Source organism: Pseudomonas sp. So3.2b, from assembly GCF_019464415.1.
Taxonomy (GTDB): domain Bacteria; phylum Pseudomonadota; class Gammaproteobacteria; order Pseudomonadales; family Pseudomonadaceae; genus Aquipseudomonas; species Aquipseudomonas shahriarae.
This window is the reverse complement of sequence record NZ_CP080494.1, coordinates 3,579,760-3,604,672: the sequence shown is the minus strand read 5'-3', so window position 1 is coordinate 3,604,672 and position 24,913 is coordinate 3,579,760. Positions and strand designations below refer to the sequence as shown.

Genomic DNA, 24,913 nt, shown 5'->3' with positions numbered 1-24,913 from the left:
TCTCACGTCATATGATTTTCCGATGAAGGTAGAGGAATATCATATTTTAAGTTTATGAGATACGACGCCTAGACTCGGTTCACCACCCACCAAGTGCCCGTTACTGGAGAACTCTATGCAAGCTTTGCACGGCGTGAAAATCGTCGACCTGAGTCGCGCACTGTCGGGGCCGTTCTGCACCATGGTGCTGGCAGATCTGGGCGCCGATGTGATCAAGGTCGAGTCCGGCCCCGATGGCGACATGAGCCGTACCTGGGGGCCCTTTGACCGGGGCGTGAGCACCTACTATCTATCGTGCAACCGCAACAAGCGCGGCATGTGCATTGACCTGCGCAACCCCAAGGGGCTGGCCACCCTCCAGCAACTGATTGACGACGCCGATGTGGTCATCGAGAACTTCAAGCCCGGCACGCTGCACAGCATGGGCCTCGGTTATGAGGTGCTCAGCGCCCGCAATCCGCGACTGGTGCTGGGCAGCATCAACGCCTTTGGCGCCGATGGGCCGATGAGCAGTTGGCCGGGCTTCGACCAGATCGCCCAGGGCTACTCGGGGCTGATGAGCCTGACCGGTTTCGGCGATGGCGACCCGACGCGCACCGGCACCGCTATTGGCGACCTGACGTCGGGCATGTGGCTGGTGACAGCCGTGCTGGGCGCGCTGCTGGAGCGCGAGCGCAGCGGGCGTGGCCAGCATGTCAGCACCTCGCTGTTGGCCAGCCTGGTCGGCTTGTTGAGTGTGCATGGCCAACGCTACCTCAGCCTCGGGGACGTGCCGCGCCGCACCGGCAACGCCCATTCGGTGATTGCGCCTTATGGCGTGTTCCAGACCCTGGATGGCCCGCTCAATCTGGCGCCGATTACCTCGGCCATGTGGGGGCGCCTGTGCATACTGCTGGATTTGCCCGGGCTGCCGGACGATCCACGGTTCGCCACCAATGAAGCGCGGGTCGAACGTCGTGATGAATTACGCGATATTCTCGAAGACCGCTTGAAAACCCGCAGCAAACGCGAATGGACCGCTCTGTTTGTCGACGCAGGATTACCCGCAGGCCCGATCAATACCCTCGATGAGGTGTTCGCCGACCCACAGGTGCTGCACAGCCAACTGACTGAAACACTTACCCATCCGACCCTCGGTGCCCTGCGCCAGGTGGTGACTCCAGTGTTTGGCAGCACTGCCAGCGGTGCCAGCCGCCCACCGCCACTGCTGGGTGAACACACCGTCGAAATCCTGCGTGAAGCCGGCTTCGACAGCACATCCATCAACGCACTGCTCGACGCAAAGGTCGTGTTCCGGGACTCCGCCGACAGCCCCTGCACCCAATCAACAGGAACCGCACAATGAATCCCGCTGCTACTGCCACCGTGACCGTCCACCCAGTCGATGAGCGCATCGCGCGACTGGTCTTCAGCAACCCCGCACAACGCAATGCACTCAGCGCACAACTATTGCAGTCACTCGATGAGAGCCTGCAGACCCTGGCGGCACAACGCATCCCGGTGGTGATCCTGGGCAGCGAAGTCGGCCAATCGGTATGGAGCGCCGGCCACGACATCCGTGAGCTGCAACACGACCGCGACCCGATTGCCTACGGCAAGCCGCTGGAACGGGTCATACGTCGCATCCGTGCTTATCCCGGAGTGGTGATCGCCCTGGTGTCCGGCTCGGTGTGGGGTGGTGCGGTGGACCTGGTGATGAGCTGCGACCTGGTCGTCGCGGACCCCAGCGCCAGCTTTGCCATGACCCCGGTAAATATTGGCTTGCCGTACACCACCAGCGGCTTGCTGCGCTTTTTCAACAATTTGCCGATTCATGTGTTGAAGGAAATGTTCTTCACGGCGCAGAAGCTTGATGCGCAGCGTGCGGAACGCTTTGGCCTGGTCAACCGCCTGGTCGACAGCGATGTATTGGAAGCGACTGCGCTGGAGCTGGCGCAAGGTATTGCCAGCAAGGCGCCCCTGGCGGTTGCGGCGGTCAAGGAACAGCTGCGCATCCTTGAAGACCTGCAACCGATGCCGGTGCAGGCGATGGAACAGATTGCCGAACTGCGCCGACAAGCCTGTGAAAGCGCCGACTTTGGCGAAGGCCTGGCAGCCTTTGCCGAGCGCCGGCCGGCGGTGTTCGGCGGTCGCTAGAACACGCGTGCGGTAGCGCCACATCCCGAAAAAATAATAACAAGGGCGGTACCTGCGGGGCCGTCCGACTGCGGGGAGTCAGATTGCAATGAATAATGAGCTTCTGTCGATTCTGGTGTTGGTGGTCATCTTCGGCATCGCCAGCGTGTTGCCCATCAACATGGGCGCGCTGGCCTTTGCGGCGGCCTTTGTCGTCGGTTCGGTGATATTGGAAATGACCCCGGCGACGATCTTTGCCGGGTTTCCCAGTGACCTGTTCCTGACGCTGGTCGGGGTCACCTATCTGTTCGGCATCGCGCAGAACAACGGCACCATCGACTGGCTGATCGAGCGGGCGGTGTTGATGGTGCGTGGACGCGTCGCCTGGATCCCCTGGGTGATGTTCGTGGTGGCGGCATTGCTGACCGGTTTCGGCGCGCTGAGCCCGGCGGTAGCCGCGATCCTGGCGCCGATTGCGCTGAACTTCGCCGTGCAGTACCGCATCAACCCGGTGTTGATGGGGCTGATGGTGATTCATGGTGCCCAGGGCGGCAGCTTTTCGCCGGTGAGCATTTTCGGTGGCATCACCAATCAGATCGTGGCGTCGTCCGGGCTGCCCTATGCGCCGTTCACGTTGTTCATCACCAGCTTGCTGTTCAACCTGGGGATTGCCATGGTGGTCTTCGTCGTGTTCGGCGGTTTGCGCAGCGCGCGCCTGTCGCTGGCACCGGTCTCGTTCGGCCCCACGTTGCATGCGGCGGGTGCATCCCTGGCGATTCTTGGCCATGGCGGTACGCCGGCTTCCCCGGCCTATCACCGCACCGACCTGACCGGCGCCGGTGCGCCGCTACAGGCTGTCAGTGGCCTGGACGGGGCCAAGCTATCGACACTGATCGGCTTGTTGGCCCTGGCGATCTCGGCGCTGGTGTTCAAGTTCAATATCGGCCTGGTGGCGATGACGGTCGCGGTGGTGTTGGCCATGTTCGCACCCACGGCGCAGAAGGCGGCCATCGACAAGGTCAGTTGGTCGACGGTGCTGCTGATCACCGGGATCATCACCTACATCGGCGTGATGCAGACCATCGGCACCATCGACTATGTCGCCCATGGCATCTCCGGGCTGGGTGAGCCGCTGCTGGTGGCGTTGCTGCTGTGTTTTACCGCCGCGATCATCTCGTCCTTTGCGTCGTCCACGGCGTTGCTGGGGGTGATCATTCCCCTGGCCGTGCCCTTCTTGAGCCAGGGCCATATCAGTGCGGTCGGCGTGGTCGCGGCCATCGCCATTTCCACCACCATCGTCGATACCAGCCCGTTCTCCACCAACGGCGCACTGGTGGTTGCCAATACACCGCCGCAGGAGCGCGAAAAAGTCTTGCGCAGCCTGCTGATCTACAGCGCAGTGATTGCCCTGGTCGGGCCGTGTGTTGCCTGGCTGACCCTGGTGGTGCCGGGCCTGCTGTGACGATCAGGTACCCATCAGTGGGTTGAACAGTGACTCCAGTGACAGCCGGGCACGGCTCTCCTGGAGCGCTGCTTGGACCGCTTCCTCACCGAATACCAGGCCCTGGAGGTAGGTGAAGTGCGGGTCGAACAGCCCGAGGGTGCCCAGTACCTGGCGCAGGTAAGGTGTCAGGAAGTCCGGTTGCCGTGCCGACGCGCCCTGATGAAAACCACCGGAACCCACCAGCACATACACCGCACGGTTGCTCAGCAGACCGGTCTTGCCCTCGGGCCCTGAGCTGAATGTGCGGTGAATACGCAGGACGTAGTCGATCCACAGCTTGAGTGCAGCGGGCAGCGTGAAATTGTGCATTGGCGTGGCAATCAGCAGGATATCGCAGCCTTCCAACTCGCGGATCAGCGTTTCGGAAACCTCGAAAGCCGGCGCGTCGAACGGCGTGGTCGTCGCCAGGCCCCGGGCGTAATCCATGCCCAGCGGTGGCAGTGGGTGTGTGCCCAGGTCGCGTTCGACCAGTTCGAGCCTCGGATGGCGCTGGCGAAGGGTGTCCACCAGTTCCAGTGCCAACTGGTTCGCATGGGAAACCTGGCCATTGGGGCTGGCGTTGATCAATAGAACACTCTTCATGCCGGACTCTCTGTGTGAAGGCGTTGGGTGAAGTGTATGCCGTGGGCCAGCAGCCCTTGGCGAAAGTAGAAACGTTGGGCCAGCGGCATATGCAGCCCGGTGTCCAGCACAAAATGCGCGCAACCGCGCTGCACGGCTTCTTCGCGCACGGCGTCCAGCAGCCGTGCGCCGAGGCCACCGCGCTGCAGGTCGGGGTGTACCACCAGGTCATCGACGTAAATGAAGCGCCCGTAGAGCAGGTTCTCCAACTCGCGGTAACCGGCCAGACCCACCACCTGCCCAGCTTCCCATGCAGCCAGTAGACGGTAGCCTTGCCCGACCTGGCGCAGCAGTTGCGCGACATAGTGGGCCGGGTTGGCGACATGGGGTCGCAGCACGTGCATCAGGTTGAAACTGGCCGCGAAGGCCTGCTGGTCCTCCAGATGCCCAAGGGTATAAGCCATGTCGGTCGTCCGTTGTAGAGAGGTAGCTGACCTTAAAGCCCCGATGACTTAAGCTACAGGGCCGAAAAGTGCATAAATGACTAGGCCATGATTCCTCCCTTTACGCTGGACCGTAGCCAGAGCGCGCCGATGTATCGCCAGCTTTACCAGCGATTTCGCGAATCCATTGCCGATGGCCGCCTGCGCCCGGGGGATCGCGTGCCTGCCGTACGCGCGTTGGCGGCGCAGTTGAACCTGGCGCGTGGCACGGTAGAAGCGGCTTACCAGTTGTTGATAGGGGAGGGTTACCTGATTGCGCGGGGCGCCGCCGGGACGATTGTCACGCCGCAACTGGCTGCCGTTGCCTCGCCCGTACTCCAGGCCCCGGTTGCTGCGCCGCAGTACTCGTCCAATCATTGCGGGGCGCTGCCGTTGGCACTGCAGATGGGGCTGCCCGCACTGGATGCATTTCCCCGCAAGCTCTGGACCCGGCTGGCCGGTCGTCAACTGCGCCAGGCCGGCCTCGAGGGGCTGGTGTACCCGGACCCGCGTGGCCATGCAGCATTGCGCACAGCCATTGCCAGCTACCTGGGGATTGCCCGAGGGATTGCCTGCCGCCCGGAACAGGTGTTCGTCTGCGCGGGCTATCGCGCGTGCCTGGACCTGATCAGCCACACGCTGATGCGCCCCGGCGATCGCTGCTGGCTGGAAGAGCCGGGCTACTTCATGGCGCGCAACACACTCCGGGAGGCCGGCGTGCAGTTGGTGCCGGTTGCCGTGGATGAGCAGGGGCTTGATGTCGCACAAGGCATCGCCCGCTGTGCGGATGCACGCTTTGCCGTGGTCACGCCGACCCACCAGAGCCCGCTGGGGGTATCACTGTCCCTGCCGCGCCGGCTGGCACTGCTGGACTGGGCCAGTCGCCAAGGCAGTTGGATCATCGAGGATGATTACGACAGCGAATACCGCTATCAGGGCCGGCCCTTGCCTGCGCTCAAGAGCCTCGATCAGCAGGGGCGGGTGCTCTATACCGGCACCTTTAGCAAGGTGTTGTTTCCGGGCCTGCGCCTGGCCTATCTGGTGGTGCCGCAGGCGCAAAGCGACGCCTTCGCCCGCCAGGCTGACCGCCTGCACAACCACTGCCCGCAGCTTCTCCAGGCGACGGTCAGCGCCTTCCTCTACGAGGGGCACTTTGCACGGCATTTGAAAAAAATGCGTACGCTCTACGCGCGCCGCCGCCAGTGGCTGGTCGATGCGCTACAGCAACAGTTCGGCGAACGGCTGTCGATCAACCTCCAGGCCGGAGGCATGCACCTGATTGCGGGCCTGAGTGAAGGGGATGATGTGGAACTCGCCCAGCGTGCCCGGGCCATTGGCCTCGCTGTCGAGCCGCTGTCGCAGTGGTACCTCGAGGCCAGGTCCAGGCACGGCCTGGTACTGGGTTTTACCAACATCGCCAGCGCCGAACAGGCTGCCGCGGTGGCGCTTCGATTGGCTCAAGTCATCACTTAGGTGGTGTGCCGGAAAAAGGCTTTTATCGCTAGGTAAAACCCTACAACTGTGTGTCTCGAAGGCACTCAAAGGACGTGCTAGCGTAGCCCTTTCATTGCCCTGGGAAGCAAACATGACCACCCGCTACGCAAAAATCGTCCTGACCCTGATGCTGGCGGCCTTCGCCGCGCTGGTGGCGTTCAACAACCTTACTGATTACGGCTCCAACTTTGCCTTCGTCAAGCATGTGTTGAGCATGGACACCACCTTTCCGGGTAATACGGCCATGTACCGGGCAATCACTACACCCTGGCTGTGGCATGGCGCCTATGGGCTGATCATCGCCGGCGAAGCCTTGACTGCCGTATTATTGGCCCGTGGGGCGCTGGCAATGTGGCGGGCCAGGCTAGGTACTGGCCGGCAGTTCGATGCCGCCAAACAGGTGGCCATTGTCGGTTTTACTGCGGGCCTGCTGGTGTGGTTTTTCGGCTTCATGGTGATTGGCGGTGAGTGGTTCCTGATGTGGCAATCCCATCAGTGGAACGGCCAGGAAGCGGCATTCAAGTTCTATATGGCGCTGCTCGGGGGGCTGATTTTTCTCAACCAGGCGGAGGCTGATCGCGACTGAAGCGCCTCATACGGTCCGCGAACGAATTTGACGAACATCCGTTCAGGGACGTGTTCGTCAAGGTGCTCGATGCTCCCGCTGGGGATAAACCCGGCCTTTGCGATCATGGCCTGGGAAGCGGTGTTGGAGGCAGGGTGCGAAACCGTCCCTATGCAGGCTGAGGATTGGGGCCTTCTGCCTTAAGCCATTTGCGCAAGCGCCCACGTGCATTGTCATAGGGGGAGGCGGTGTTGAACTGGATCATCCGCCCCATCGTCCAGTGCTCGTACCACGGGCATTCATACAGCTCGGCATTCTCGCGGCTCTGGATGCTGGACACGATCCGCTGCTTTGCGCTGTCGAGCCGCTCGAGCAATTGCTCAAAAGGGATGCCTTGGTAGTCGCGGTAGAACTTCTGTGCAAGCTGGCCCAACTGGTTCCACTTGAAGCCGGTTTCCGGGAAGTCGATGACAGTGCCGGCGGCGTCCGCGTCCAGCCACTTGAGCACCAATTCATTCCAGCCCACCAGGTAGGCGACCAGATTGGCGACGCTCATCTGCGTCCCCTTGGCATGCCCCTCCAGGCTGCATTCGTTGACCCGGGGCATGGGTACCCGCCGGATGACGCTGAGTAATTTTTCATAGGTTGCATTAATGGCATCGAGCAACTCTTGTTTGTCTTGAGGGACCGCCATAATTCACCCGCACTGTAAAACTGCATCCTGCCTCAGCGTGGGGGGCGAGATCTACACCCACTGCCCTCGATCCTGCCCCATGACCGTCTGCGTGCCCCGTGTGCCGGTCCGAGGCGCCTGTATCGGCCGGACTAGAGTCGGCCGCAGACGACTGCCTTTCTCAACGGCGTTTCGAGAGACTGCTGGTCGATGACGACCCATTGGTACTGATCAGCAGTGGGGCGATGCCGGATATGACGGGTAGACACCGGCCGCCCTGACGCTAATCCGGATTTCGCAATTTGATCTGAACTAACGCCCCCGGGGTGTCCTCGCAAGAAGAGGAAAACCCAGGAGGAACACTGATGATCAACTATCCAAAACCCCCTTTCGCACCTCAACAGCAACCTGTGCCGGGTGATCAACGCCGAATGGATCCCCAGCCCGATTGCGGTGAACAAACCTATAAAGGCTCAGGCCGGCTTGCCAACAAAATCGCCTTGATCACCGGGGCTGACAGCGGCATCGGGCGCGCCGTGGCCATCGCTTTTGCCCGGGAAGGCGCTGACGTAGCGGTGTCATACCTGGACGAACACGAGGACGCAAAAGAGACTGCGCGCTGGGTCGAGGCGGCCGGGCGCCAATGCCTGCTGCTGCCGGGAGATCTGAGGAACCTGGCGCAGTGTGCGGCCATCGTGAATGACACGGTGGAGACGTTCGGGCGCATCGACATCCTGGTCAACAATGCTGCGTTCCAGATGTCCCACGAAACCCTTGAAGAAATCAGCGATGAAGAATGGGTAATGACATTCGATGTCAACGTGACAGCGATGTTTCGCATCTGCAAGGCCGCGCTGCCCCACATGGCCGAGGGCAGTTCCATCATCAACACCAGCTCGGTCAACTCCGACACCCCCAACCCGACGCTGTTACCTTACGCGGCCACCAAAGGCGCCATCGCGAACTTCACCGCCGGGCTGGCGCAGTTGCTGGGTAAGCGCGGTATCCGCGTCAACAGCGTTGCACCGGGGCCAATCTGGACGCCCTTGATCGTATCGACTATGTCGCAGGAGGCGGTGAAGCATTTCGGTGCCAATACGCCCCTCGGTCGGCCAGGCCAACCGGTCGAGGTGGCGCCGATTTACGTACTGCTGGCGTCGGACGAGGGCAGTTACATCTCCGGTGAACGTTATGGCGTGACCGGCGGCAAGCCGATTCTCTGACGCGCCCCTGGTGCTGAACGAAGCGGCGCAGGTCACTGATCCGCCGCGACTTTCAAGGCCTCGGCGCACCCCCAATTCACCGCCGAATTGTGGGTGTGTATCGCCACCTCCGAGCCGGGGATCGGTCACTATCCGGGCATTCTCGCCAAGGCGATTACCCCTCCGGCGGCAGGTGGGATGATTGCCGGGATACCACCATTTCCTCGAGGATCTCCCGGACAAGCCTATTGATTCCCGACTCGGCGTGATACTGGGCACGATTGATGCTCGCGATGGTGAATTGATTGGCATCTGGCGCTAAAACAGTCACTGAGAGGCTGCCGTCCGGGTTGATCAGGCAGGTGACGACACAGTTGGGTAGGCGACTGGAAAGAGCACTTTCGATCTCTGTTTTGGTGAGCGTTTCCATGAGTTCACTGTGTAAGAAGGAGCGGCAGGGCAAGGCTAGCTCAAAAAGACGCTGCGTAAATACTGGCAGGGTAATGGCAGTGCCTGATGGCGCCACGGTGCGGATTTGTGTGGCGCGATAGTGGACGTTTCGTTGTGCCTCGCCCGGGAGTAAAACAGCGGCCAGGCGCTTCGTGGCTCTAGCTGGACTCATCGAAGTTTGACGTTCTCGCGGCCTGGCTTTGCTGGTGTTTTTCAAACGCCTGCGCCAGAAAGTCGATCAAGGTACGCACCGACGGTAACAGCCCGCGCCTTGAAGGGAAGACAGCGCTGATCACGCCTTCGGTGGGCTGCCAGTCGGGGAGCAGGCTGACCAGGCGGCCGTCGTCTATCTCATCCTTGACCACGGCCAGTGGCAGGTTGGCGATGCCCACGCCCAGCAGTACCGCACTTTTCAGGGTCGGCATGTCGTCACTGACCAGCCGTGGGGTGTGGCAGATCTCAGCCCTCATGCCTTCTGGCCCGGTCAGCCCCCAGGTGTATTGCAACAGCGGGCTGCCCCAGTTGATGGTCGGCAGCCCGGATAAATCCGCAGGGAGTAGGGGCAATGGATGCGCCTGCAAAAACGCCGGGCTCGCTACCAACACCTGGGGGCTTCTGGCGAGCAGCTTCATCACCAGGTCGCTGCTTTCCAGGGGCGGGAAACACAGGTTCAGCGCAATGTCATAGCCCTCGCTGATCACATCGACCTTGCGGTTGAAACTCTTCACGTTGAGTTCAACGCTGGGGCACTGCGCCATGAACTGGCCCAGCATCGGCGCTACCCAGTAATTGAGCAGCGCGGTGGTGCAACTCAGGCGAATCACTCCGCGCGGCTCGGCTTTGTTGAAGGCGATCAGCTCCTCGGCGGACTCTGCCTCGGCGGTCATTGCCACGCAGTGGCGGTAGTAGGCCTGGCCAATATCAGTGACCTGGAACTGACGGGTGGAGCGTTGTATCAGGCGTGCCCCCAGCCGCGCTTCCAGCTGGCTGACCCGGCGGCTCAAGGTCGACTTGGGCATGTTCAGCGCCCGACCGGCCGCTGCGAAACCACCATGCTCAACCACCTTGGCGTAGAGGAAGAGCTCATTCAGGTCGAACATGGGTATCGTTCCATTTTTGAGATGGTGAAGTTTAATTCAACCACTACCGAGCACCTAGTGTGATGACTAAAGTGGGACCCTGGTTTTTTCCTACAACCATCAGCGGGGCACGCGAGGACGGTCAATAGGCGGGTTTTGTCAGTGAAAGTGGTTCAGTGACGACGAGCTAGACTCCCAGCGCCATAAACACCGTTGACTCTTTCCGGTGCGGCCCATTTCGGGAAACACCTTTTTACCAGGAGCATCATGATGTCTAAACCCTACGTTCGCCTGGACAAAGACAACGCAGCTGTCCTGCTGGTTGACCATCAGGCTGGCTTGCTGTCACTGGTCCGCGATATCGAGCCCGACAAGTTCAAGAACAACGTACTGGCCCTGGCTGACCTGGCCAAGTACTTCAAGCTGCCGACCATCCTCACCACCAGTTTCGAAACCGGCCCCAACGGCCCGCTGGTGCCCGAGCTCAAGGCGCTGTTCCCGGACGCGCCGTACATTGCCCGCCCTGGCCAGATCAACGCCTGGGACAACGAAGACTTCGTCAAGGCCATCAAGGCTACCGGCAAGAAGCAACTGATCATCGCTGGCGTGGTGACCGAGGTGTGCGTGGCGTTCCCGGCGCTGTCGGCCCTGGCCGAAGGCTATGACGTGTTTGTGGTGACCGATGCCTCCGGCACTTTCAACGAACTGACCCAGCAATCGGCCTGGGCCCGCATGACCGCCAACGGCGCGCAACTGATGACCTGGTTTGGCCTGGCCTGCGAGCTGCACCGCGACTGGCGCAACGATATCGAAGGCCTGGGGACCTTGTTCTCCAACCACATCCCGGACTATCGCAACCTGTTCACCAGCTACAACGCGTTGACCGAGGGCAAGTAAGCCCCAGCCCCCACCTCCTGCAGGAGCCGGCTTGCCGGCGAAAATCGTCAACGATAATGCGGGCAACCTGCAGAAACGCAGCCAGTTTGCGTTTTTCGCTGGCAAGCCAGCTCCTACAAAAAGCCGGGGCTCATCTGACCCTGTAGGAGCCGGCTTACCGGCGAAAACCGTCGACGATGACGCCGGGTGTCAGGTCTCTTATTTCACCGCAGGTTGGCCCACCGGTATACGTCGCTCTTCACTCGTCAGCAGGCGGATCAGGGGCGAGGCGATAAAGGTACTGATGATGGCCATGATCACCAGCATGGTGAAGTACTCCTTGGGCAGCACGCCCAGGTCATAGCCCACGTTGAGCACCACCAGTTCCATCAGCGCCCGGGTGTTCATGCACACGCCGATCAGCGCGCTGTTGCGCGGTGTCTCGCCCAGCCAGCGGCTGGCGCCGTAAGCCCCGAAGAATTTGCTGGCGAACGCCACCAGGCACACCAGAAAGCAATTGAGCAGCGCCGTGTCGCCGTTGAGCGAGCCGATGTCGGTGCGCAGGCCGGTGTAGGCAAAGAACACCGGCAGGAAAAACGCATTGACCAGACCACTGACCTTGGCATTCCACTGTGTGACAAAGGGCCGGTGGGTGTGCAGGGCGACGCCGATGATAAAACCGCCAATGATCGAAAATACGCCGATCAGGTTGGTAATCACTGCACTGCCAAACAGCACGATCAGCATCAGGGAAATACCCTGGGCCGACAGCGGCTTGCGCTCCAGGTCGCCGATGATCCAGCGCAGCACCAAGGGCCGCACCACCCACAGCACCAACACGATAAACACCGCCAGCGCGAGGATCCTGCCCAGGGAGGCCCACACACTGAAATTGGACGCGATGATCGACGTTACCCCACCGAGGATCAGCCAGCCGCACACATCATCGATGGCCGCCGCGCCAATCGTCAGGGTGGCCACGCGGGAGCGGGACAGCCCCAGTTCCATGAAGATCCGCCCAAGGATCGGCAAGGCGGTGATCGACAACGCCGTGGCAAAAAACAGTTGGAAGGCCAGCAGTGGCGGCTTGTCGCCGACGATCTGTTGCCAGAAATACTCGGCCACCAGGAAGCCACTGGCAAATGGCACCAGCAGTCCACCCAGGCTGATCGCCATGATCGAGCGTTTACGCCCCTTGAGGTGGGCGCCGAATTCAAATTCCAGGCCCACCTGGAACATCAACAGAATCAGGCCGACCTGGGCCGTGGCGACAAAGGCGGTGGAGGTTTGCGGCACAAAGATACTGCTGAGCAGTTCCGGGAAAAAATACCCCAGCAGGCTCGGGCCCAGGACCAGCCCGGCGAGAATCTCCCCGGCCACCGGGGTTTGCCCCAGGCAGCGGGTGCTGAGCCAGGAGATCAGGCGGCTGGCGCTGAAAATCACGATCAGTTGGATCAGGAACAACAGGGTCAAATGCTCGGCCTGGGAGCCCACGGCCGATTGCCCGCCCGCAGGCGCAGGGGCTTGTAGCGTGATAGCGCTGGTGTTGGTTTGCATGGGGAGGTCCTAGTACTTGAGGTGTCAGAGCGGGGGCTTGCGCCAGCCGCCGAATTCCATTTCCAGAAAGCGCGCGGCTTCCAGTAACAACGCGTCCTGGCCCAGCCCGGCCACCAGTTGCACGGCCACCGGGCAGCCCTGGTCGAGGCGCCCCATAGGCACGCAAAGGGCCGGAAAACCGAGGACATTGAACAGCGCGCAATAGCCGATATCGAACGGGCGCTTCAGGGCACTGCCATGGGCCGGCGCCACGCTCGGGGTGGCCGGCAACACCAGAATGCTCTGGCCGTCGAACAACCCGGCCAGGGCCTGCTGCAAGTGATCGCGCTGCTTCAGGAACCGCGCGAGCCCCGGGTTGCCCAGCTGATCGCCGCAGCTGTCCATCAAGCTGGCAAGCAGTGGCCCCCGGGAGAACTGCGGCCTGCCAGCCAGGGCTGCATACAACGCCCGTGGATAATTCAGTGGCTGCCCATCCCCGAGGTAGTCGGCCAGGTGAATATGGGTCTCGCACTTGAGTACGGCCAGCCAGATAAAAAACGCGTTGGTTAAACAGCTTTCACTCCAGGCTTGCACCTCCACACCTTGGTCCGCATAACGCTGGCCGGTCTCGATCACCGCAGCAGTCACGGCGGGCGAGAGTGGCGTGCCCCATTTGACAGGGGCCGGCAGGCAGATGAATACGCGCTTGAGCGGTGTCGCCTGGGGCGGTTGCTGGTAGCCGGAGTGGATATTGCGGTCGATCCCGTCGCTGCCGGCGATGACCTCCAGCACTACGCCCAGGTCCTCTGCGTACCGGCACAGGGGGCCCGCTGCAAAGTGGCCGGCAACGGCTTGGGACACCGGCAATGACCACCGCTGGTCATCCAGCGGCAGGTGCCCACTCAGCGGCACCAGCCCCCGTGACGGCTTCAAACCAAAAATCCCATTGAACGCCGCCGGGATGCGGATCGAGCCGCCGCCGTCGGTGCCCAGGGCAAAGGGCACGCATCCGCTGGCGACCATCACTGAGTCACCGCCGCTGCTGCCACCGGCGGTGCGTGAGGTGTCGTAGGGGTTGAGTGTGCGGCCATACACCAGGTTGTCCGTTTCGGGCCACAACGCCATCTCTGCCTGATTGCCCAGAGCCAGGGGATGGCGCCGGCCGCCAGCAGCCGCGTGGCCACCGTGGCGGTGCTGCGGGCGCGGGTATTGCTGCGCAGGCGTGAGCCGCAGGTCTTGGGGGCCCCCGCAAGGCCCAGGCCTTCCTTCATGGAGAAGGGCACGCCGTGCAAGCGTCCCAGTGGCCGCCCCTTGAGCACATCCTCTTCGGCCCGGCGGGCAGCGTCGCGGGCAGCCTCGAACAGGTCGACCGCCATCGCATTGCACAGTGGCTGGACCTGCTCCAGGCGCGCAATGCATTGCTCGATCAGTTCCACCGGCGATATCTGCTTGCCGCGAATCAACCACGCCAGTTGCACGGCACTCAGGTCCAGCAGGTCAGTGCGGACCTGCGCCATGCCGTTCATCCGCGACGTACCAGGTCGAGGAAGCCACCTTCCTTGCCAAACGGCGACTTCAGCAGCTCCGGCGACTCGCCATATTTGTAGAACAGTGAAGGGCGCAGGCGCAGGACCGCAGCCCGTGCCAGGTCCTGCACGGCGCCACCGCCATGGCGCAGCAACAACTTGAAGTGGCGTGCGGACAGCGACCACTTGACCATTTTCATCAGCCGCACCCGCAGCAGCGCCGAGCGCAGGTAATAGTTGGAGGCGTAGATCGGCCGTGCGCGGTTCTCCGCCCTGTACAGGTCGAAGTTGATGGTGCGTGAGTAGAGGTTGGGCATCATCTCCGGGCTCAAGCCCGGGTTCGAGCGACGGATCTCTTGCAGCAGGCAGGCAAACGGCAGGGGCGAGGGTTGCATCTCGCGGGTGTAGCGCGGCAGCAGGTCGGCAAATTGCTGGGCCTGATGACCATCGAGAAAATCCCCGGTCATGTACATCGGCAACACCACGTGGAAGTACGCCATGTTGGCGAACAGCAGGGTCCAGCCCATCATGAACGGGTCGTCCATCACCTCGTACCACTTGCTCCAGGTGTCCTGCAGGGCCAGTTGCGCCTGGATGTGCGACTCCAGGCAATTGACGTAGGCGGGTGTCAGGCTGCCGTGGATATCCTTCTCGATCATCGCAGCGACTTGCGGGATCTGCTGCGCCACATAGGCCAGCCCGGCGCTGTTGGCCGGGTCGAAGGTAAAGGCTGCGTCGCCCAGCAGGAACCAACCTTCGGTCGAGTAGTATTGCCGCGCCTCGTACATGTAGTTGTGCATGGCCTGGGTATCGACCAGTTGGCCCGACTCGATCAACTCGGTAATCACCGGATGGTCGGCCATGACTTTTTCCTTGAAGGCCTCCAGGGTGCCGATTTTCTGCTCGATCATGTCCGGCCGGTAGGTGATGCCGATGCTGATCATCTCGTTGCCGTCGTCGCTGCGCATCGGGATCATCCAGATCCAGTAGCCCTTGCCATAAAAATGATGGGTCACGTAGTACGGGTCGTAGCAGTGATGCTTGTCCTTGTGCGCGGTGATGCTGGACAAGATGCTGCGGTCGAAGTCCTTGAGCCTGAGCCAGAAGGTACTGCGCTGGTACGTCGCTTCTTTGTGCAGCTTGAGCTTTTTCGCCATGAAGCGATTGCGGCCGGTGGCGTCCACCACCCAATCGGCGGTCAGTTGCTGTTGCTCATCGGCGGCACTGCGCAGGGTCAGCAGGTGGGTGGCGTGCTCACCGGCATTGAGGTCGACGGCAGTGACATCGGCCTCAATCATTTGTACCTGCTGATCACCGACAATCTGGCGCAGGTCCTTGTCGAAACTGAAACGGTTGAGGTTGTAGGCCGGCATGCGGATCACGCCCGGAGCCTCGTGCACCACGTAGTTGCGGCACTCGGGGTTGTTGCGCAGCTTCAGGTAATAGGTCAGGCCGTACTTGTGGTAGTGCTTTTCTTCCAGCAGGCGCCCCAGCCCCAGGCCCTTGAAGAAGTGGGTAGTCAACTCGACTGTGGACTCGCCGACGATCGGGCGCTTGCGGTCCGGACGCCCGATCAGGATGACTTCGACACCCGGTAACCTTTTTTTGAAGTACAGCGCGGCCAGGTGACCGGCTACACCGGCCCCCATGATTGCGATTCGTTTCATGTCGTCAGTCCCTGAACAAGTGGGTTCGCCAAAGGCGTGGGTGCCTTCGGCGAGGGTTGCCGGTTATACGCGGCTGGCGGCCGTGATCAATTCCTGTGGCTCTACCCGTTGCGAGTAGTCCACGTTGACGAAGGCGGCGCGGATCAGCCCGTCCTGGCCGATCACAAAGGCGCTGGCCAGGGGCAAGGTCAGGGCGTCGGAGCCGTTGAATAGCTTGAGGTCGGCACCCAGGGAGCGGTAGACCTCATCCAGCTCGTCTTCGAGCTTGAACACGATGCCGTACTGGCGCGCCAGCTGGTTATCGGTATCGCTGAGCAACAGGTATTTGATGCCGAGGGCTTCGCGGGTCTTGCGCGTGAACTCCGGCGTTTGTGCCGACACGGCCACCAGGGTGGCGCCCGAGGCGGCAAGGTCCCCGACCATCTGCTGGTAGGCGGTCAATGCCTGGCCGCAGAAGGGGCACCACAGGCCACGGTAGAACACCAGCACCAATGGGCCTTTATCCAGCAACTGGCGTAGGTCCACATCCTGCTCGTCAGCATCCTTGAGCACCGCCAGGGGCGCCTTGTCGTTGACCTTCAGAGCCTTGTCGCCCAAATGGCTGTCGAGCAGCGTTTGTAGCGATGCCTGGAACTTGTGCAGGACCTCGGCAGGCAGCTGGGCCATCTGGTCCTTGACGGTTTGTAGCTTTTCTTTAAGCGACATTTGTGACTCCTGTTCACATCTATTGAGAAAGGCTGCGGGTAGCCCGGGTAAAAATCCTGGTGGCGGCTTTGCCGCTGGGTGGGTAGCGCTCGAACAAATGCTGCACCCAATCCGGCCGGGTCTTGCTGGCGTCGTTGATCCAGTTGGCGACCGAGTCCTGGGCGTATTTGTCGGTTTCATCGAGCATGGCAATCAGCAAGGGTTCGGCCATCTGCGGCTCGGCTTTGAGCGGGGCGATGTGCTCGCACCAGACCCCACGCGGGCGCAGGATTTCAACGCAGAAACGGCGGATCAGCGGGTCATCGCTGCGGGCATGGCGGCGTAGCATCTCCAGTGCGCCCGTCAGGTCCCGGGCCAGCAACGGTCGCAAGGCAATCCAGGCCCATTCGCGCACGCCGAAATGCGGGTCGGTGGCGAATCGGAACTGGCTCAGCAAAGCCTGCTCCGGTTCGCTGTTGCGTTGGCAGTAGGCGTTGGCAAAGGCCGCCCAACTGCGCACGGTGTCCGACGGATGCTCCAGCAGCAGGCCCCAGGTCTGCTCGCGCAGGGGCAGGGCGGCGCTCTCCAGCCACTGCCCCAGCGCAAGGCCCAGGGCGGCGACTTTCTTGGAAATGCCCAGAGCCTGGCCGGCCTGGGCTGCGCTGTAAAGTGTTCGCGCCAGAGACGGCTCCAACTGCGCGCCAAGGGCCGCTGCCAGCGCTACCTGGTCAACGGCCAGACACTCGCCCAGATTGCGGGTGGCCAGGCGGCCCTGGTCAATCAGGTCCTTGCGTTCCTCACTCATCTCGATACCACCTACGCGGTCATGGCCTGGTCAGGCGTTGGGTTTGTGGCGCAGTAACGCCCTGGTGAAAGCAGGTTGCCCGGATCCAATGCGGCCTTGATCCGCGCCCCGAGCTGCCAGGCGGGCCCCTGAGCGTCGGTCAGCAGGTGCATGAAGCTGGCGGGCACGCGATACGGCAATACGCCCTGTGCCTTGCCTTGGGCGAACAGTTGGCGATAGCACTCATGGGCCCGGGTTGACGCCTGGGCGTCCGCACGATCGAACAGCAGCGGTACGGTGCAGTCGATGGCACGACTCGACAGGCTGGTCAGCGTCACCGGGCAAGGCATTTGCTGCTGGCGGCACCGACGCTCCATGGCGCGCACAAAATCGGCGACCTCCTGGATTTTCAGCGGCAGGATCGGTGCGTACCAGATCAGCCCGCAGTTATCCCGCGCCGGGTTCAGGGGCGCATCGGGCAGCGGCTTGGCGCCGGCAGTGTAGGCCAGCGGCAGGGCCACTTCGCTGGGCTGGCCTTCCATCAGGTCGATGCCTTGCAGCATCTTGCCCAGGGTCCGCTGCCAGCGCCGGGACCAGCCGCCGGGCAGATGGCCTAGCAAGCGTCGAGCGGTGGTCAACTGACCACGGCTCTTGAACATCGATTTGCTGGCGAAAGCCTCAAGTTCACGGTTGATCATGTGTTTGAGCGGGGCGTACTGGGCTTTCTGGCAATAGATCGAACCGACGCCCATCCACGCCGGCAGGCCCAGGGCTTCGGCGGCGGCCCGTTGCTGCTCTTCACTCATGCCCACCACCTGGGTGTCTTCGCTGGCCATGGTCAATAGCCGTGTGCGGTTCATCAGGTTGATACCACCAATCTGCCCGGGGGCCAGGTCCAGCATGCGCTTGATCCCTGCCAACGCGGCTTCCAGCCCTTGCTCTTCATCCACCCAGAAATAAAACGGCTGGATAACCTCGGGCTTGCGCACCAGGGCAATCGACATTTGCGTCACCACGCCCAGCCCGCTCTGGCTGAACAGCCCGTCCAGGTACGGCCCCACACCCCATTTGAAGCAGGGCGCCGTGACCCCCAGGGCCATTGGCGAGCGGTACAGCGTGCCGTCTGCCAGCACCGCTTCGATGCCGAGTACCGCCTGAAAGTGATCGGTATGGGGGGTGATGCCAAAACCGCGCTCCAGTGCATTGCCCAGCACGCTGCAGGTCGGGCCCGCGCCGGTGACGGGTGTCAGCCAGGGCAAGTTGTGCTCCTGTAGATAACGGGCGAGATCGCCCTGGGTCACCCCTGGCTCCAGGGTCACCACCGACAGCTCCTCATCGAACCCCAGAACCCGGTCCATCCCGGACAAATCCATCAGCACACAGCGGGCGTCGCTGGTCGAGGCGCTGCCATAACCCCAGTTGTGCCCGGTGCTGATCGGATGCACGGCAACCCCATGACGCTGTGCGATCACCATACATGCCGAGACTTGCTCGGTTGAGCGTGGCGCAATCACCACCCTGGCATACGCGGGGGAACACATGGTGTCTTGCCCGAAACGCTCGATGCTTGCCGGGTCGACGCGCACACCCGCGTCACCGAGAACCTCGCGCCATTGTTGCTGGGCAAATGTCAGGTGGGCGGATTCAAAAGGCACTGGCCAGGCCTCCCAGGCGCAGGAACAGGCGCAACTGGTTCACATCCGCCTGGCGACTGGCGGGTAGCGCAGTGTAGCGGCGGCGGAACTCGGGTTTCATTACCTTCACGCAGCGTCGCTTGGGCGTGCGAATCACCATCATCAACGGGCTGAACGCGGTGCTATAGACCTTGGCACACGGGCCCAGGTAACTGGCGGCCAGGGTCTGGAACTCTTCCAGCGAGAAAGCCGCGAGCAGCGAGTTTCGATAGTCCAACAGGGTTTCCGCGTCCGCGCCGTCGCTGGCGCGCTGGACAAAGTAGTCGACGGACTCGATGGTTTTCAGGCGCCCGAAGTCATTCAGGTAAATCGCCCGGTCATTGCGCAGTACCCGGGAGATATTGCGAAAAGTACCTTCCAACTGGCCAAGGTTTTCCAGGTGATGCAGGGCCATCGACGAGATCACTACATCCACGCTGCGGTCAGCGATCATGCTGAGCCGAGTCATGTCATCTTCAACCAGTTGCACGTTGTCGATGCCTTGCTGATGACACGCTTCACGCGCCACTTCCAGCATGTTCTGCGACAGGTCCATGCCAATGAATTCGGCCCGTGGGTTGAGCCGTGCGACTTGCAGCAACAGGGCCGCCGGGCCGCAGCCGATGTCCAGCACCACGTCGCCGGGCTTGATCAGCGCGCACATCTGCGCACAGTGATAAAGGTGGGTGCCGGACAAGGCCTGGCCCTGGGCCGCACTGTCGGCATAGGACGCCACACTCTGTTGTGCTTCCATGACCAAGGCCGGTTCGGGTATGCGCTCGAACGGTTGCTTGATCGTTATTTCCCTGAATATCGCGCGCAGCAATCCGCTGTCCATACTGCTTCCTCCATGAAATGACGTTTGAACGTGCTTACGCCAGGGCCAGTGCTCGCTGGACCCGTGGCGACAGGTTTCGGCCATGCACGCCACAGCGCGCCATATGCGTCAGCACTTCTTGCGCGTCCCAGCGGCGTACGCTGCCGGTAGCGGGCAGGCGGATATGGGCGTAGTCACTGCGGCAGAAAAAATCGAAGAAGTGCGTGCGCTGGCCTTCGACGGAAAACCCCAGGGTGGGGCGCTGATAAGCCTGCTGAAAAATCGCCGGCGCGTTGCCCAGATCCAGACACAAGGGCAGCGACAGGGCGTTGTTTAGCTTGGTGTAGGGCTGCACCCGGCCCATGGGGGAGAAGAACAATACATTGCGATAAAACGCCCCCGCCCGCGGATGCACGGCGATCAGCAAGCGCTGTACCCCGCGAAAATGCATGGCCCAGCGAAACATCGCATTGTAGAGCATCAAGGGCACCCCTTTGCCTCGGTAACCTGCAGCCACCGCCAGGGTGCCGACCTCTGCCAGCCGGCCGCCGGCCAGGCGCTGCATGACGACCTCGTTGCCATGGACTTCTTCCAGGGGCAAACCGAGCATGGAATCCTCGATCAACGAGACGGTGCCGACGATCTGTTGATCCTTGATCGCCACAAAGGTGGTGGTGCCCGGCAACAGGTGGAACGCCGAAAAGCGCATTCCGGCCCGGCACACTGTGGAGATACCGCGCCGTGCATAGCTGTCGTTGACCAGGCGCAAGGCCTCTTCCAGTTCGAACAGACTTTGCACCGGGCGAAACTCAAAGCCTTCGATGGCCAGGGAATGGCGGGCGATACGCTTGATAAACAAGCGCCGGTAAAGCGTGGGTGGGATGTAGCGTTCCAGGGAAACCATGCTGTGGCGGATGACATCGACGCCACTGTGGATCCGTGGCTTCCTGCCGAAATTGGTCATCACTCGCTGACTGTGCAGCATCAAACACCTCCTTGTGTGACTACCGCGATTGAAGCAATTGAAACCCGGGCCTAATGCTCATCCGGCAGTTGCTGGGACAGTGCGTGGCTGGCCGAGATGCAATAGATCGACTCGGACAATGCCTGGCGCTGCTCAATGCTCAAGCCCTGGATGATGCCGCTGATCCAATCCGTGTGTTCGGCAAACACCTCATCGACCACGCGTTTACCGTCGGTGGTCAGGCTGATGATCAGCTTGCGTCGGTCGGTCGGGTCGGTTTTGCGCTTGATAAACCCGTCGCCCTGCAAGCCATCGAGCAAGCCGGTAACGGTGCCGGTGGTAATTGACAGGCGGGTCGCCAACTCCAGCGGCGACAGCTTCCCGCCGGCACTCTTGAGGGTGAGCATGATGACGAAGCGGCCCTCCGACAGGTTGTAGCGAGCCAGGCGGATGGCACACACACGATTGATCGCGGCCGCGGCCGACAGCAGCTCGAAGCACAGCTTGACACTGTCCCTGACCTCGGCTGGCACCCCATCAAGCTCGCGCAGCATGATGTGGTGTTTGTTCTCTAAAATATTCATAAGGCGCAGTTTATCTTGGTGCCTTACTAAGTCAACATTTTGTTTAATGTCGATGCTGGGCGCCTTCGTCACCGGGATGCGTGTCGCTTTATAGGGCGCCATCGCGGGTAAGCCGGCTCCTACAATGAGGGCCGCTCCTGTTTCAGTCGCCAGCCGCCGGCCCGTTGACGCTCGTGCCAAAAACCGGCGTAGCGCCCGTTGTGGGTGAGCAACTGACGGTGAGTACCCGACTCCACGAGGCGACCTTCATCGAGCACCAGGATCTGGTCGGCAGCCATGATGGTCGGCAAGCGATGGGCGATCACCAGCACGGTGGCACGCTGGATCAGCGTGCCAATGGCGGCTTGCACGTAAGCCTCATTCTGCGGATCGAGTGCTGCCGTGGCTTCATCCAGCAGCACAATCGGCGCGCGCTTGAGCAGGGCACGCGCCAGGGACACGCGTTGGCGTTCACCGCCGGACAGGCTGGAACCCCCTTCACCGACCGGGGTGTCCCAGCCTTGTGGCAGGCGCGCGACGATCTCATCGACGCCAGCCAATGTTGCCGCTTGCGCCAACTGCCGAGGGCTGGCATCCGGGTTGCCGACGCGGATGTTGGCCTCCAGGCTGCCGCCGAACAGATACACGTCCTGCATCACCAAAGACAGCTGCCCCATCAGGGCTTCGCTGGACAGCGCGCGCACATCCACGCCGCCCACCTTGACGCTGCCCTCGCTGGCATCGAAGAAGCGCATCAGCAGGCGGGTGACAGTGGTCTTGCCCGAGCCCGACGCGCCGACAATCGCTGTCATCGTGTTGGGCTGGGCGCTGAAACTCAGGTTCTTGAGCACCGGCGGGCCACTGGGGTAGGTAAAGCCCACGTGTTCAAATTCGAGGCTGCCGGGGGCGCTCATGGGTTGGCTGTGCGCCGGTTCCGCCAGAGGTGGTTGGCGCAGGATGCTCACCAGTTGCTCCAGGTCGTTGCCGGCCATACGCAACAAACCACTGCGCGCAGCGGCCTCCGCCAGGGGCCCGACAAACCGCGCGGCCAGGGCCAGCAAGGCCACCAACTCGATGGCGTCGATCTGTTGGGTCACGGCCAGGGCAATGCCCGCGCCAACCAGCAGGGCGAACGCCAATTGCACGCTCAGGCCTCCGGCCAGCAACTTGGGAAAGGTCTGCGCCAGCACCGAGCCCCCGGCCTGTTGTTGTGCGTGGTTGGCCGCCTGCAACGGCTGATAGCCGCCCTGGGCCCGGCCAAAGGCGCGCAGCACTTGCTGGTAGCGGGCAAATTCCACCACGCGGTTGCCGGCTTCGCTGGCGGCGGCTTCGACCCGCGCGTCATTGGCGCCAATGGCATTGGCCGACCAGTGATGGGTGAAATAGATCAGCGGCGCGCACAGCAGCGCCGTCAGCCCCAGTCGCCAGTCAAACACAAACAGGGTCAGCGCGACTGTGGCAGGTACCACCACGCCGGATACCACCGGGCCCAGATAATGGGCAAACAACCCGGTGACCATCAGCGTGCCGCTGGTGGCGCTGCGCGACAGTTGGCCGACCTTCTCGCTGTCGAACCAGCCCAGGGGCAGGCGCATCAGGTGTTGGCCAAGGCGCTCATGCAAAGTGGTAAGCACCAGCAGCGCCAGGGCGAACCCCTGCATCGCCTGCTGGTAGTGGGCAATGCAGGTCAGCACCACCATCGCCGCGAGGCCGGCGAGCCAGGTCATGGCCGTCGGCAGGTCGCCGGCAAACAGCGCGTGGAGGATCGGCACCAGTAACGCCACCGCCAAGCCTTGCAGCATGGCACTGGCCACCAGCCAGGCGAGGTAGCGATACAGGCGCGTGGCGTGGGCCGGGCCCAACAAGGTCGACAGGCTGCGGATCATAACGAGGCCTCCAGCGCACTGGCGTGCCATAACCGAGAGTAGGCGCCGTTGGCCTGCAGCAGTTGCTGATGGCGACCACATTCCACAACGCGACCCTGATCGAGCACGACGATTTGGTCGACATCGCGAATACTCGCCAGGCGATGGGCAATCACCAGTACCGTGCGCCCTCGCGCCAGCGCAGAAAGCGCATCCTGGATCAGCGCCTCGGATTGCGGATCGGCGTGGGAGGTGGCTTCGTCGAGGATCAGCACCGGGGTATCCGCCAGCAGCGTACGGGCGATTGACAGGCGCTGGGCCTCGCCGCCGGAAAGAATCGCGTCTTCGCCAATCACGGATTGATAACCTCGGGGCAGGGCCAGGATGCGCTGATGAATCTGCGCCGCGCGGGCGGCGGCCTGCAATTGCTCATCGCTGGCACCGGGGCAGCCCAGGCGCAGGTTATCGGCCACGCTGCCATGCACCAGTTGCGCATCCTGCAAAACAAAACCGACGTGCCGGTACAACTTGCCCGGGTCGATCTGCCGCACATCGACACCGCCCACCAGCACCCGGCCAGCGTTGACGTCATGAAAACGCGGCACCAACTTGGCCAGGGTCGATTTACCGGCACCGGAACTGCCCACTAACGCGGTGACCGTACCGGCCGGGCAATACAGGTCGATGCCCTTGAGGATCGGGTGCGCTGCGTCGTAGCCAAACTCGACCTGTTCGAACCTCACATCGTGCCCCGCCGGTTCGCGGCAGTGGGCTGGCGTGGGCAGTTCTTCTACGTTCAACAGGGCTTCGATCCGCCCGGCGGCGGCCTGGGCAGTACGCTGGGCGGCCAGGCTCTGGTTGATCACCAGCAGGGACTGTGGAATGACCACCGCCACCAGCGTTTCGGCAAACAATTGCAGTGGGGTGATCCAGCCGCGACTCAACCACAGGCTGCCCACCCCCAGGCTCACCAGCAGAATCACCGGCACGCTCAGGGCCATGGACGAAATGGCTTCCAGGCGCAGCAAGGGCCGCACCCAGTCGGCGTACTGCTGGCCGAACTGGCTGACTGCCTGTTGATAGCCGTGATGGGCCTGGCCGACGCGACCGAATGCCTTGACTACGGAAATCCCGTGGACGAACTCGACAATGGCTGCGCTGATACGGGTCATGCTCTGATCCAGCAACTGCATCTTGCTGCCGAAGCCGCGCATCATCAGGGCATAGGCCAGGCTATAGAGCGGCAGGGTCAGCACTGCCAGCAGCGCCAGTCGCCAGTTCAGGCTGGCCAGCCACACCAGCCCTGCCAGGGGCGTGACGATGGCGGCGGTACGTTCCACGGCGTGGTGGGCGATCAGGTGATGCAGGTCTTCAAGATCGTCCTGGACTACCTTGCGCACTGCGCCGGAACTCGACTCGGTGTACCAGCCCAGCGGCACGCGTGCGAGCTTGCCAACCAGCGCTTCGCGCAGGCTGGCTTGCAAGCGATGGTCGGCCAGGTGTGTCAGCCACAGGGCGGCGCCGCAGGCCATCCAGCCGACACTCAGGGCAATCACCACCCAGCTGGCGCACAGCCACAGGGCTTGCTGCTCAGCAGTGCCGGCCAGTAGCAGGCGTGCCAGCTCGGTCAAGGCAATAGAGGGCACCAGGTTCACCAAGGCCCCGACGGCGGCGAGCGCCACGCCAAGGCGAATCAGGTGGTTGACCGGGCGTTGCAGGGTGTCTAGGGCGCTAGTCATGGGGTTTCCGTTGGCGTTTACACGGGCAACGATGCTAATCGCTGTCACTTTGGCCGCTACCCGTATCGAGTCGATTGCCCCTCCAATCCGCATG

General features: G+C 62.3%; 22 protein-coding genes and 1 pseudogene. 7 read left to right on the top strand and 16 right to left on the bottom strand.

What is annotated here, in order from left to right:
• The first annotated feature begins 115 nt into the window (after positions 1 to 115).
• The 3 genes from K1X80_RS15975 (at position 116) to K1X80_RS15965 (ending at position 3,577) form a co-directional block, all read left to right on the top strand.
• Positions 116 to 1,345, top strand: a complete 1,230-nt coding sequence (locus tag K1X80_RS15975; RefSeq protein WP_220172282.1) for a CaiB/BaiF CoA-transferase family protein — start codon at positions 116 to 118, stop codon at positions 1,343 to 1,345.
• On the top strand, positions 1,342 to 2,136 hold the full coding sequence (gene scpB, locus K1X80_RS15970; RefSeq protein ID WP_057959285.1) for a methylmalonyl-CoA decarboxylase: 795 nt from the start codon (positions 1,342 to 1,344) through the stop codon (positions 2,134 to 2,136). Before K1X80_RS15975 ends, scpB begins: the two co-directional genes overlap by 4 nt.
• Before the next feature lie 88 nt (positions 2,137 to 2,224).
• Entirely contained in the window at positions 2,225 to 3,577 is a 1,353-nt protein-coding gene (locus K1X80_RS15965) for an SLC13 family permease (RefSeq protein ID WP_057440912.1), read from the top strand.
• A gap of 3 nt (positions 3,578 to 3,580) precedes the next feature.
• Here K1X80_RS15965 and K1X80_RS15960 read toward each other — a convergent pair whose 3' ends face one another.
• Positions 3,581 to 4,201, bottom strand: a complete 621-nt coding sequence (locus tag K1X80_RS15960; protein ID WP_057959286.1) for an FMN-dependent NADH-azoreductase — start codon at positions 4,199 to 4,201, stop codon at positions 3,581 to 3,583.
• Complete coding sequence (locus K1X80_RS15955; RefSeq protein WP_120733364.1) at positions 4,198 to 4,644, bottom strand: GNAT family N-acetyltransferase; 447 nt, start codon at positions 4,642 to 4,644, stop codon at positions 4,198 to 4,200. Before K1X80_RS15955 ends, K1X80_RS15960 begins: the two co-directional genes overlap by 4 nt.
• An 87-nt stretch (positions 4,645 to 4,731) precedes the next feature.
• Between K1X80_RS15955 and K1X80_RS15950 the strand changes: the two genes are divergently transcribed.
• Both K1X80_RS15950 and K1X80_RS15945 read left to right on the top strand, forming a co-directional pair.
• Positions 4,732 to 6,135, top strand: coding sequence for a PLP-dependent aminotransferase family protein (locus K1X80_RS15950; protein ID WP_169989965.1), 1,404 nt, complete (start codon positions 4,732 to 4,734; stop codon positions 6,133 to 6,135).
• 112 nt (positions 6,136 to 6,247) lie between these two features.
• Positions 6,248 to 6,742: a DUF2165 family protein gene (locus tag K1X80_RS15945; RefSeq protein WP_169989964.1), complete on the top strand. Its 495-nt coding sequence runs from the start codon at positions 6,248 to 6,250 to the stop codon at positions 6,740 to 6,742.
• Between the two features lie 148 nt (positions 6,743 to 6,890).
• Here K1X80_RS15945 and K1X80_RS15940 read toward each other — a convergent pair whose 3' ends face one another.
• The gene (locus tag K1X80_RS15940) at positions 6,891 to 7,415 is read right to left on the bottom strand and encodes a ClbS/DfsB family four-helix bundle protein (protein WP_198799333.1); all 525 of its coding nucleotides are present in this window, start codon (positions 7,413 to 7,415) and stop codon (positions 6,891 to 6,893) included.
• A 344-nt stretch (positions 7,416 to 7,759) separates the two neighbouring features.
• On the opposite strand from K1X80_RS15940, the gene K1X80_RS15935 reads away from it, so the two are divergent.
• The gene (locus K1X80_RS15935; protein ID WP_057959291.1) at positions 7,760 to 8,617 is read left to right on the top strand and encodes an SDR family oxidoreductase; all 858 of its coding nucleotides are present in this window, start codon (positions 7,760 to 7,762) and stop codon (positions 8,615 to 8,617) included.
• 154 nt (positions 8,618 to 8,771) lie between these two features.
• Here K1X80_RS15935 and K1X80_RS15930 read toward each other — a convergent pair whose 3' ends face one another.
• Both K1X80_RS15930 and K1X80_RS15925 read right to left on the bottom strand, forming a co-directional pair.
• Entirely contained in the window at positions 8,772 to 9,026 is a 255-nt protein-coding gene (locus K1X80_RS15930; RefSeq protein ID WP_115128397.1) for a hypothetical protein, read from the bottom strand.
• A gap of 178 nt (positions 9,027 to 9,204) precedes the next feature.
• Positions 9,205 to 10,146 carry a LysR substrate-binding domain-containing protein gene (locus K1X80_RS15925; protein WP_057959292.1) on the bottom strand — a complete coding sequence of 314 codons (942 nt, stop codon included), beginning with the start codon at positions 10,144 to 10,146 and terminating at the stop codon, positions 9,205 to 9,207.
• A gap of 249 nt (positions 10,147 to 10,395) precedes the next feature.
• On the opposite strand from K1X80_RS15925, the gene ycaC reads away from it, so the two are divergent.
• Positions 10,396 to 11,022: an isochorismate family cysteine hydrolase YcaC gene (ycaC, locus tag K1X80_RS15920; protein ID WP_032861405.1), complete on the top strand. Its 627-nt coding sequence runs from the start codon at positions 10,396 to 10,398 to the stop codon at positions 11,020 to 11,022.
• Between the two features lie 198 nt (positions 11,023 to 11,220).
• Here ycaC and K1X80_RS15915 read toward each other — a convergent pair whose 3' ends face one another.
• From K1X80_RS15915 to K1X80_RS15865, 11 genes and pseudogenes are all read right to left on the bottom strand, one after another.
• On the bottom strand, positions 11,221 to 12,558 hold the full coding sequence (locus K1X80_RS15915) for a cation:proton antiporter (protein WP_057440923.1): 1,338 nt from the start codon (positions 12,556 to 12,558) through the stop codon (positions 11,221 to 11,223).
• 24 nt (positions 12,559 to 12,582) lie between these two features.
• Positions 12,583 to 13,913: pseudogene (locus K1X80_RS15910) on the bottom strand (amidase).
• Between the two features lie 146 nt (positions 13,914 to 14,059).
• Positions 14,060 to 15,730, bottom strand: a complete 1,671-nt coding sequence (locus tag K1X80_RS15905) for an NAD(P)/FAD-dependent oxidoreductase (protein WP_057959293.1) — start codon at positions 15,728 to 15,730, stop codon at positions 14,060 to 14,062.
• 63 nt (positions 15,731 to 15,793) lie between these two features.
• Positions 15,794 to 16,435 (bottom strand): peroxiredoxin-like family protein, encoded by a 642-nt coding sequence (locus tag K1X80_RS15900; protein ID WP_120733354.1) that lies wholly within the window; start codon positions 16,433 to 16,435, stop codon positions 15,794 to 15,796.
• Between the two features lie 19 nt (positions 16,436 to 16,454).
• Complete coding sequence (locus K1X80_RS15895) at positions 16,455 to 17,219, bottom strand: hypothetical protein (RefSeq protein ID WP_057440929.1); 765 nt, start codon at positions 17,217 to 17,219, stop codon at positions 16,455 to 16,457.
• Positions 17,220 to 17,230: 11 nt separating this feature from the next.
• Positions 17,231 to 18,853: an FAD-binding oxidoreductase gene (locus K1X80_RS15890; RefSeq protein ID WP_186625219.1), complete on the bottom strand. Its 1,623-nt coding sequence runs from the start codon at positions 18,851 to 18,853 to the stop codon at positions 17,231 to 17,233.
• Entirely contained in the window at positions 18,843 to 19,709 is an 867-nt protein-coding gene (locus tag K1X80_RS15885; RefSeq protein ID WP_057440933.1) for a class I SAM-dependent methyltransferase, read from the bottom strand. The genes K1X80_RS15890 and K1X80_RS15885 overlap by 11 nt, the downstream gene beginning before the upstream one ends.
• A gap of 34 nt (positions 19,710 to 19,743) precedes the next feature.
• Positions 19,744 to 20,673, bottom strand: coding sequence for a GNAT family N-acetyltransferase (locus K1X80_RS15880; protein WP_057959296.1), 930 nt, complete (start codon positions 20,671 to 20,673; stop codon positions 19,744 to 19,746).
• Between the two features lie 50 nt (positions 20,674 to 20,723).
• Entirely contained in the window at positions 20,724 to 21,236 is a 513-nt protein-coding gene (locus tag K1X80_RS15875; RefSeq protein ID WP_057440936.1) for a MarR family winged helix-turn-helix transcriptional regulator, read from the bottom strand.
• A 119-nt stretch (positions 21,237 to 21,355) separates the two neighbouring features.
• Entirely contained in the window at positions 21,356 to 23,101 is a 1,746-nt protein-coding gene (locus K1X80_RS15870; protein WP_186625216.1) for an ABC transporter ATP-binding protein, read from the bottom strand.
• Positions 23,098 to 24,819: an ABC transporter ATP-binding protein gene (locus K1X80_RS15865; RefSeq protein WP_169989776.1), complete on the bottom strand. Its 1,722-nt coding sequence runs from the start codon at positions 24,817 to 24,819 to the stop codon at positions 23,098 to 23,100. Before K1X80_RS15865 ends, K1X80_RS15870 begins: the two co-directional genes overlap by 4 nt.
• Positions 24,820 to 24,913: the final 94 nt, after the last annotated feature.

Coding starts and splice junctions, on each gene's coding strand:
- K1X80_RS15975 (WP_220172282.1), top strand. CDS start 116: ATGCAAGCTTTGCACGGCGTGAAAATCGTCGACCTGAGTCGCGCACTG.
- scpB (WP_057959285.1), top strand. CDS start 1,342: ATGAATCCCGCTGCTACTGCCACCGTGACCGTCCACCCAGTCGATGAG.
- K1X80_RS15965 (WP_057440912.1), top strand. CDS start 2,225: ATGAATAATGAGCTTCTGTCGATTCTGGTGTTGGTGGTCATCTTCGGC.
- K1X80_RS15960 (WP_057959286.1), bottom strand. CDS start 4,201: ATGAAGAGTGTTCTATTGATCAACGCCAGCCCCAATGGCCAGGTTTCC.
- K1X80_RS15955 (WP_120733364.1), bottom strand. CDS start 4,644: ATGGCTTATACCCTTGGGCATCTGGAGGACCAGCAGGCCTTCGCGGCC.
- K1X80_RS15950 (WP_169989965.1), top strand. CDS start 4,732: ATGATTCCTCCCTTTACGCTGGACCGTAGCCAGAGCGCGCCGATGTAT.
- K1X80_RS15945 (WP_169989964.1), top strand. CDS start 6,248: ATGACCACCCGCTACGCAAAAATCGTCCTGACCCTGATGCTGGCGGCC.
- K1X80_RS15940 (WP_198799333.1), bottom strand. CDS start 7,415: ATGGCGGTCCCTCAAGACAAACAAGAGTTGCTCGATGCCATTAATGCA.
- K1X80_RS15935 (WP_057959291.1), top strand. CDS start 7,760: ATGATCAACTATCCAAAACCCCCTTTCGCACCTCAACAGCAACCTGTG.
- K1X80_RS15930 (WP_115128397.1), bottom strand. CDS start 9,026: ATGGAAACGCTCACCAAAACAGAGATCGAAAGTGCTCTTTCCAGTCGC.
- K1X80_RS15925 (WP_057959292.1), bottom strand. CDS start 10,146: ATGTTCGACCTGAATGAGCTCTTCCTCTACGCCAAGGTGGTTGAGCAT.
- ycaC (WP_032861405.1), top strand. CDS start 10,396: ATGTCTAAACCCTACGTTCGCCTGGACAAAGACAACGCAGCTGTCCTG.
- K1X80_RS15915 (WP_057440923.1), bottom strand. CDS start 12,558: ATGCAAACCAACACCAGCGCTATCACGCTACAAGCCCCTGCGCCTGCG.
- K1X80_RS15905 (WP_057959293.1), bottom strand. CDS start 15,730: ATGAAACGAATCGCAATCATGGGGGCCGGTGTAGCCGGTCACCTGGCC.
- K1X80_RS15900 (WP_120733354.1), bottom strand. CDS start 16,435: ATGTCGCTTAAAGAAAAGCTACAAACCGTCAAGGACCAGATGGCCCAG.
- K1X80_RS15895 (WP_057440929.1), bottom strand. CDS start 17,219: ATGAGTGAGGAACGCAAGGACCTGATTGACCAGGGCCGCCTGGCCACC.
- K1X80_RS15885 (WP_057440933.1), bottom strand. CDS start 19,709: ATGGACAGCGGATTGCTGCGCGCGATATTCAGGGAAATAACGATCAAG.
- K1X80_RS15880 (WP_057959296.1), bottom strand. CDS start 20,673: ATGCTGCACAGTCAGCGAGTGATGACCAATTTCGGCAGGAAGCCACGG.
- K1X80_RS15875 (WP_057440936.1), bottom strand. CDS start 21,236: ATGAATATTTTAGAGAACAAACACCACATCATGCTGCGCGAGCTTGAT.
- K1X80_RS15870 (WP_186625216.1), bottom strand. CDS start 23,101: ATGATCCGCAGCCTGTCGACCTTGTTGGGCCCGGCCCACGCCACGCGC.
- K1X80_RS15865 (WP_169989776.1), bottom strand. CDS start 24,819: ATGACTAGCGCCCTAGACACCCTGCAACGCCCGGTCAACCACCTGATT.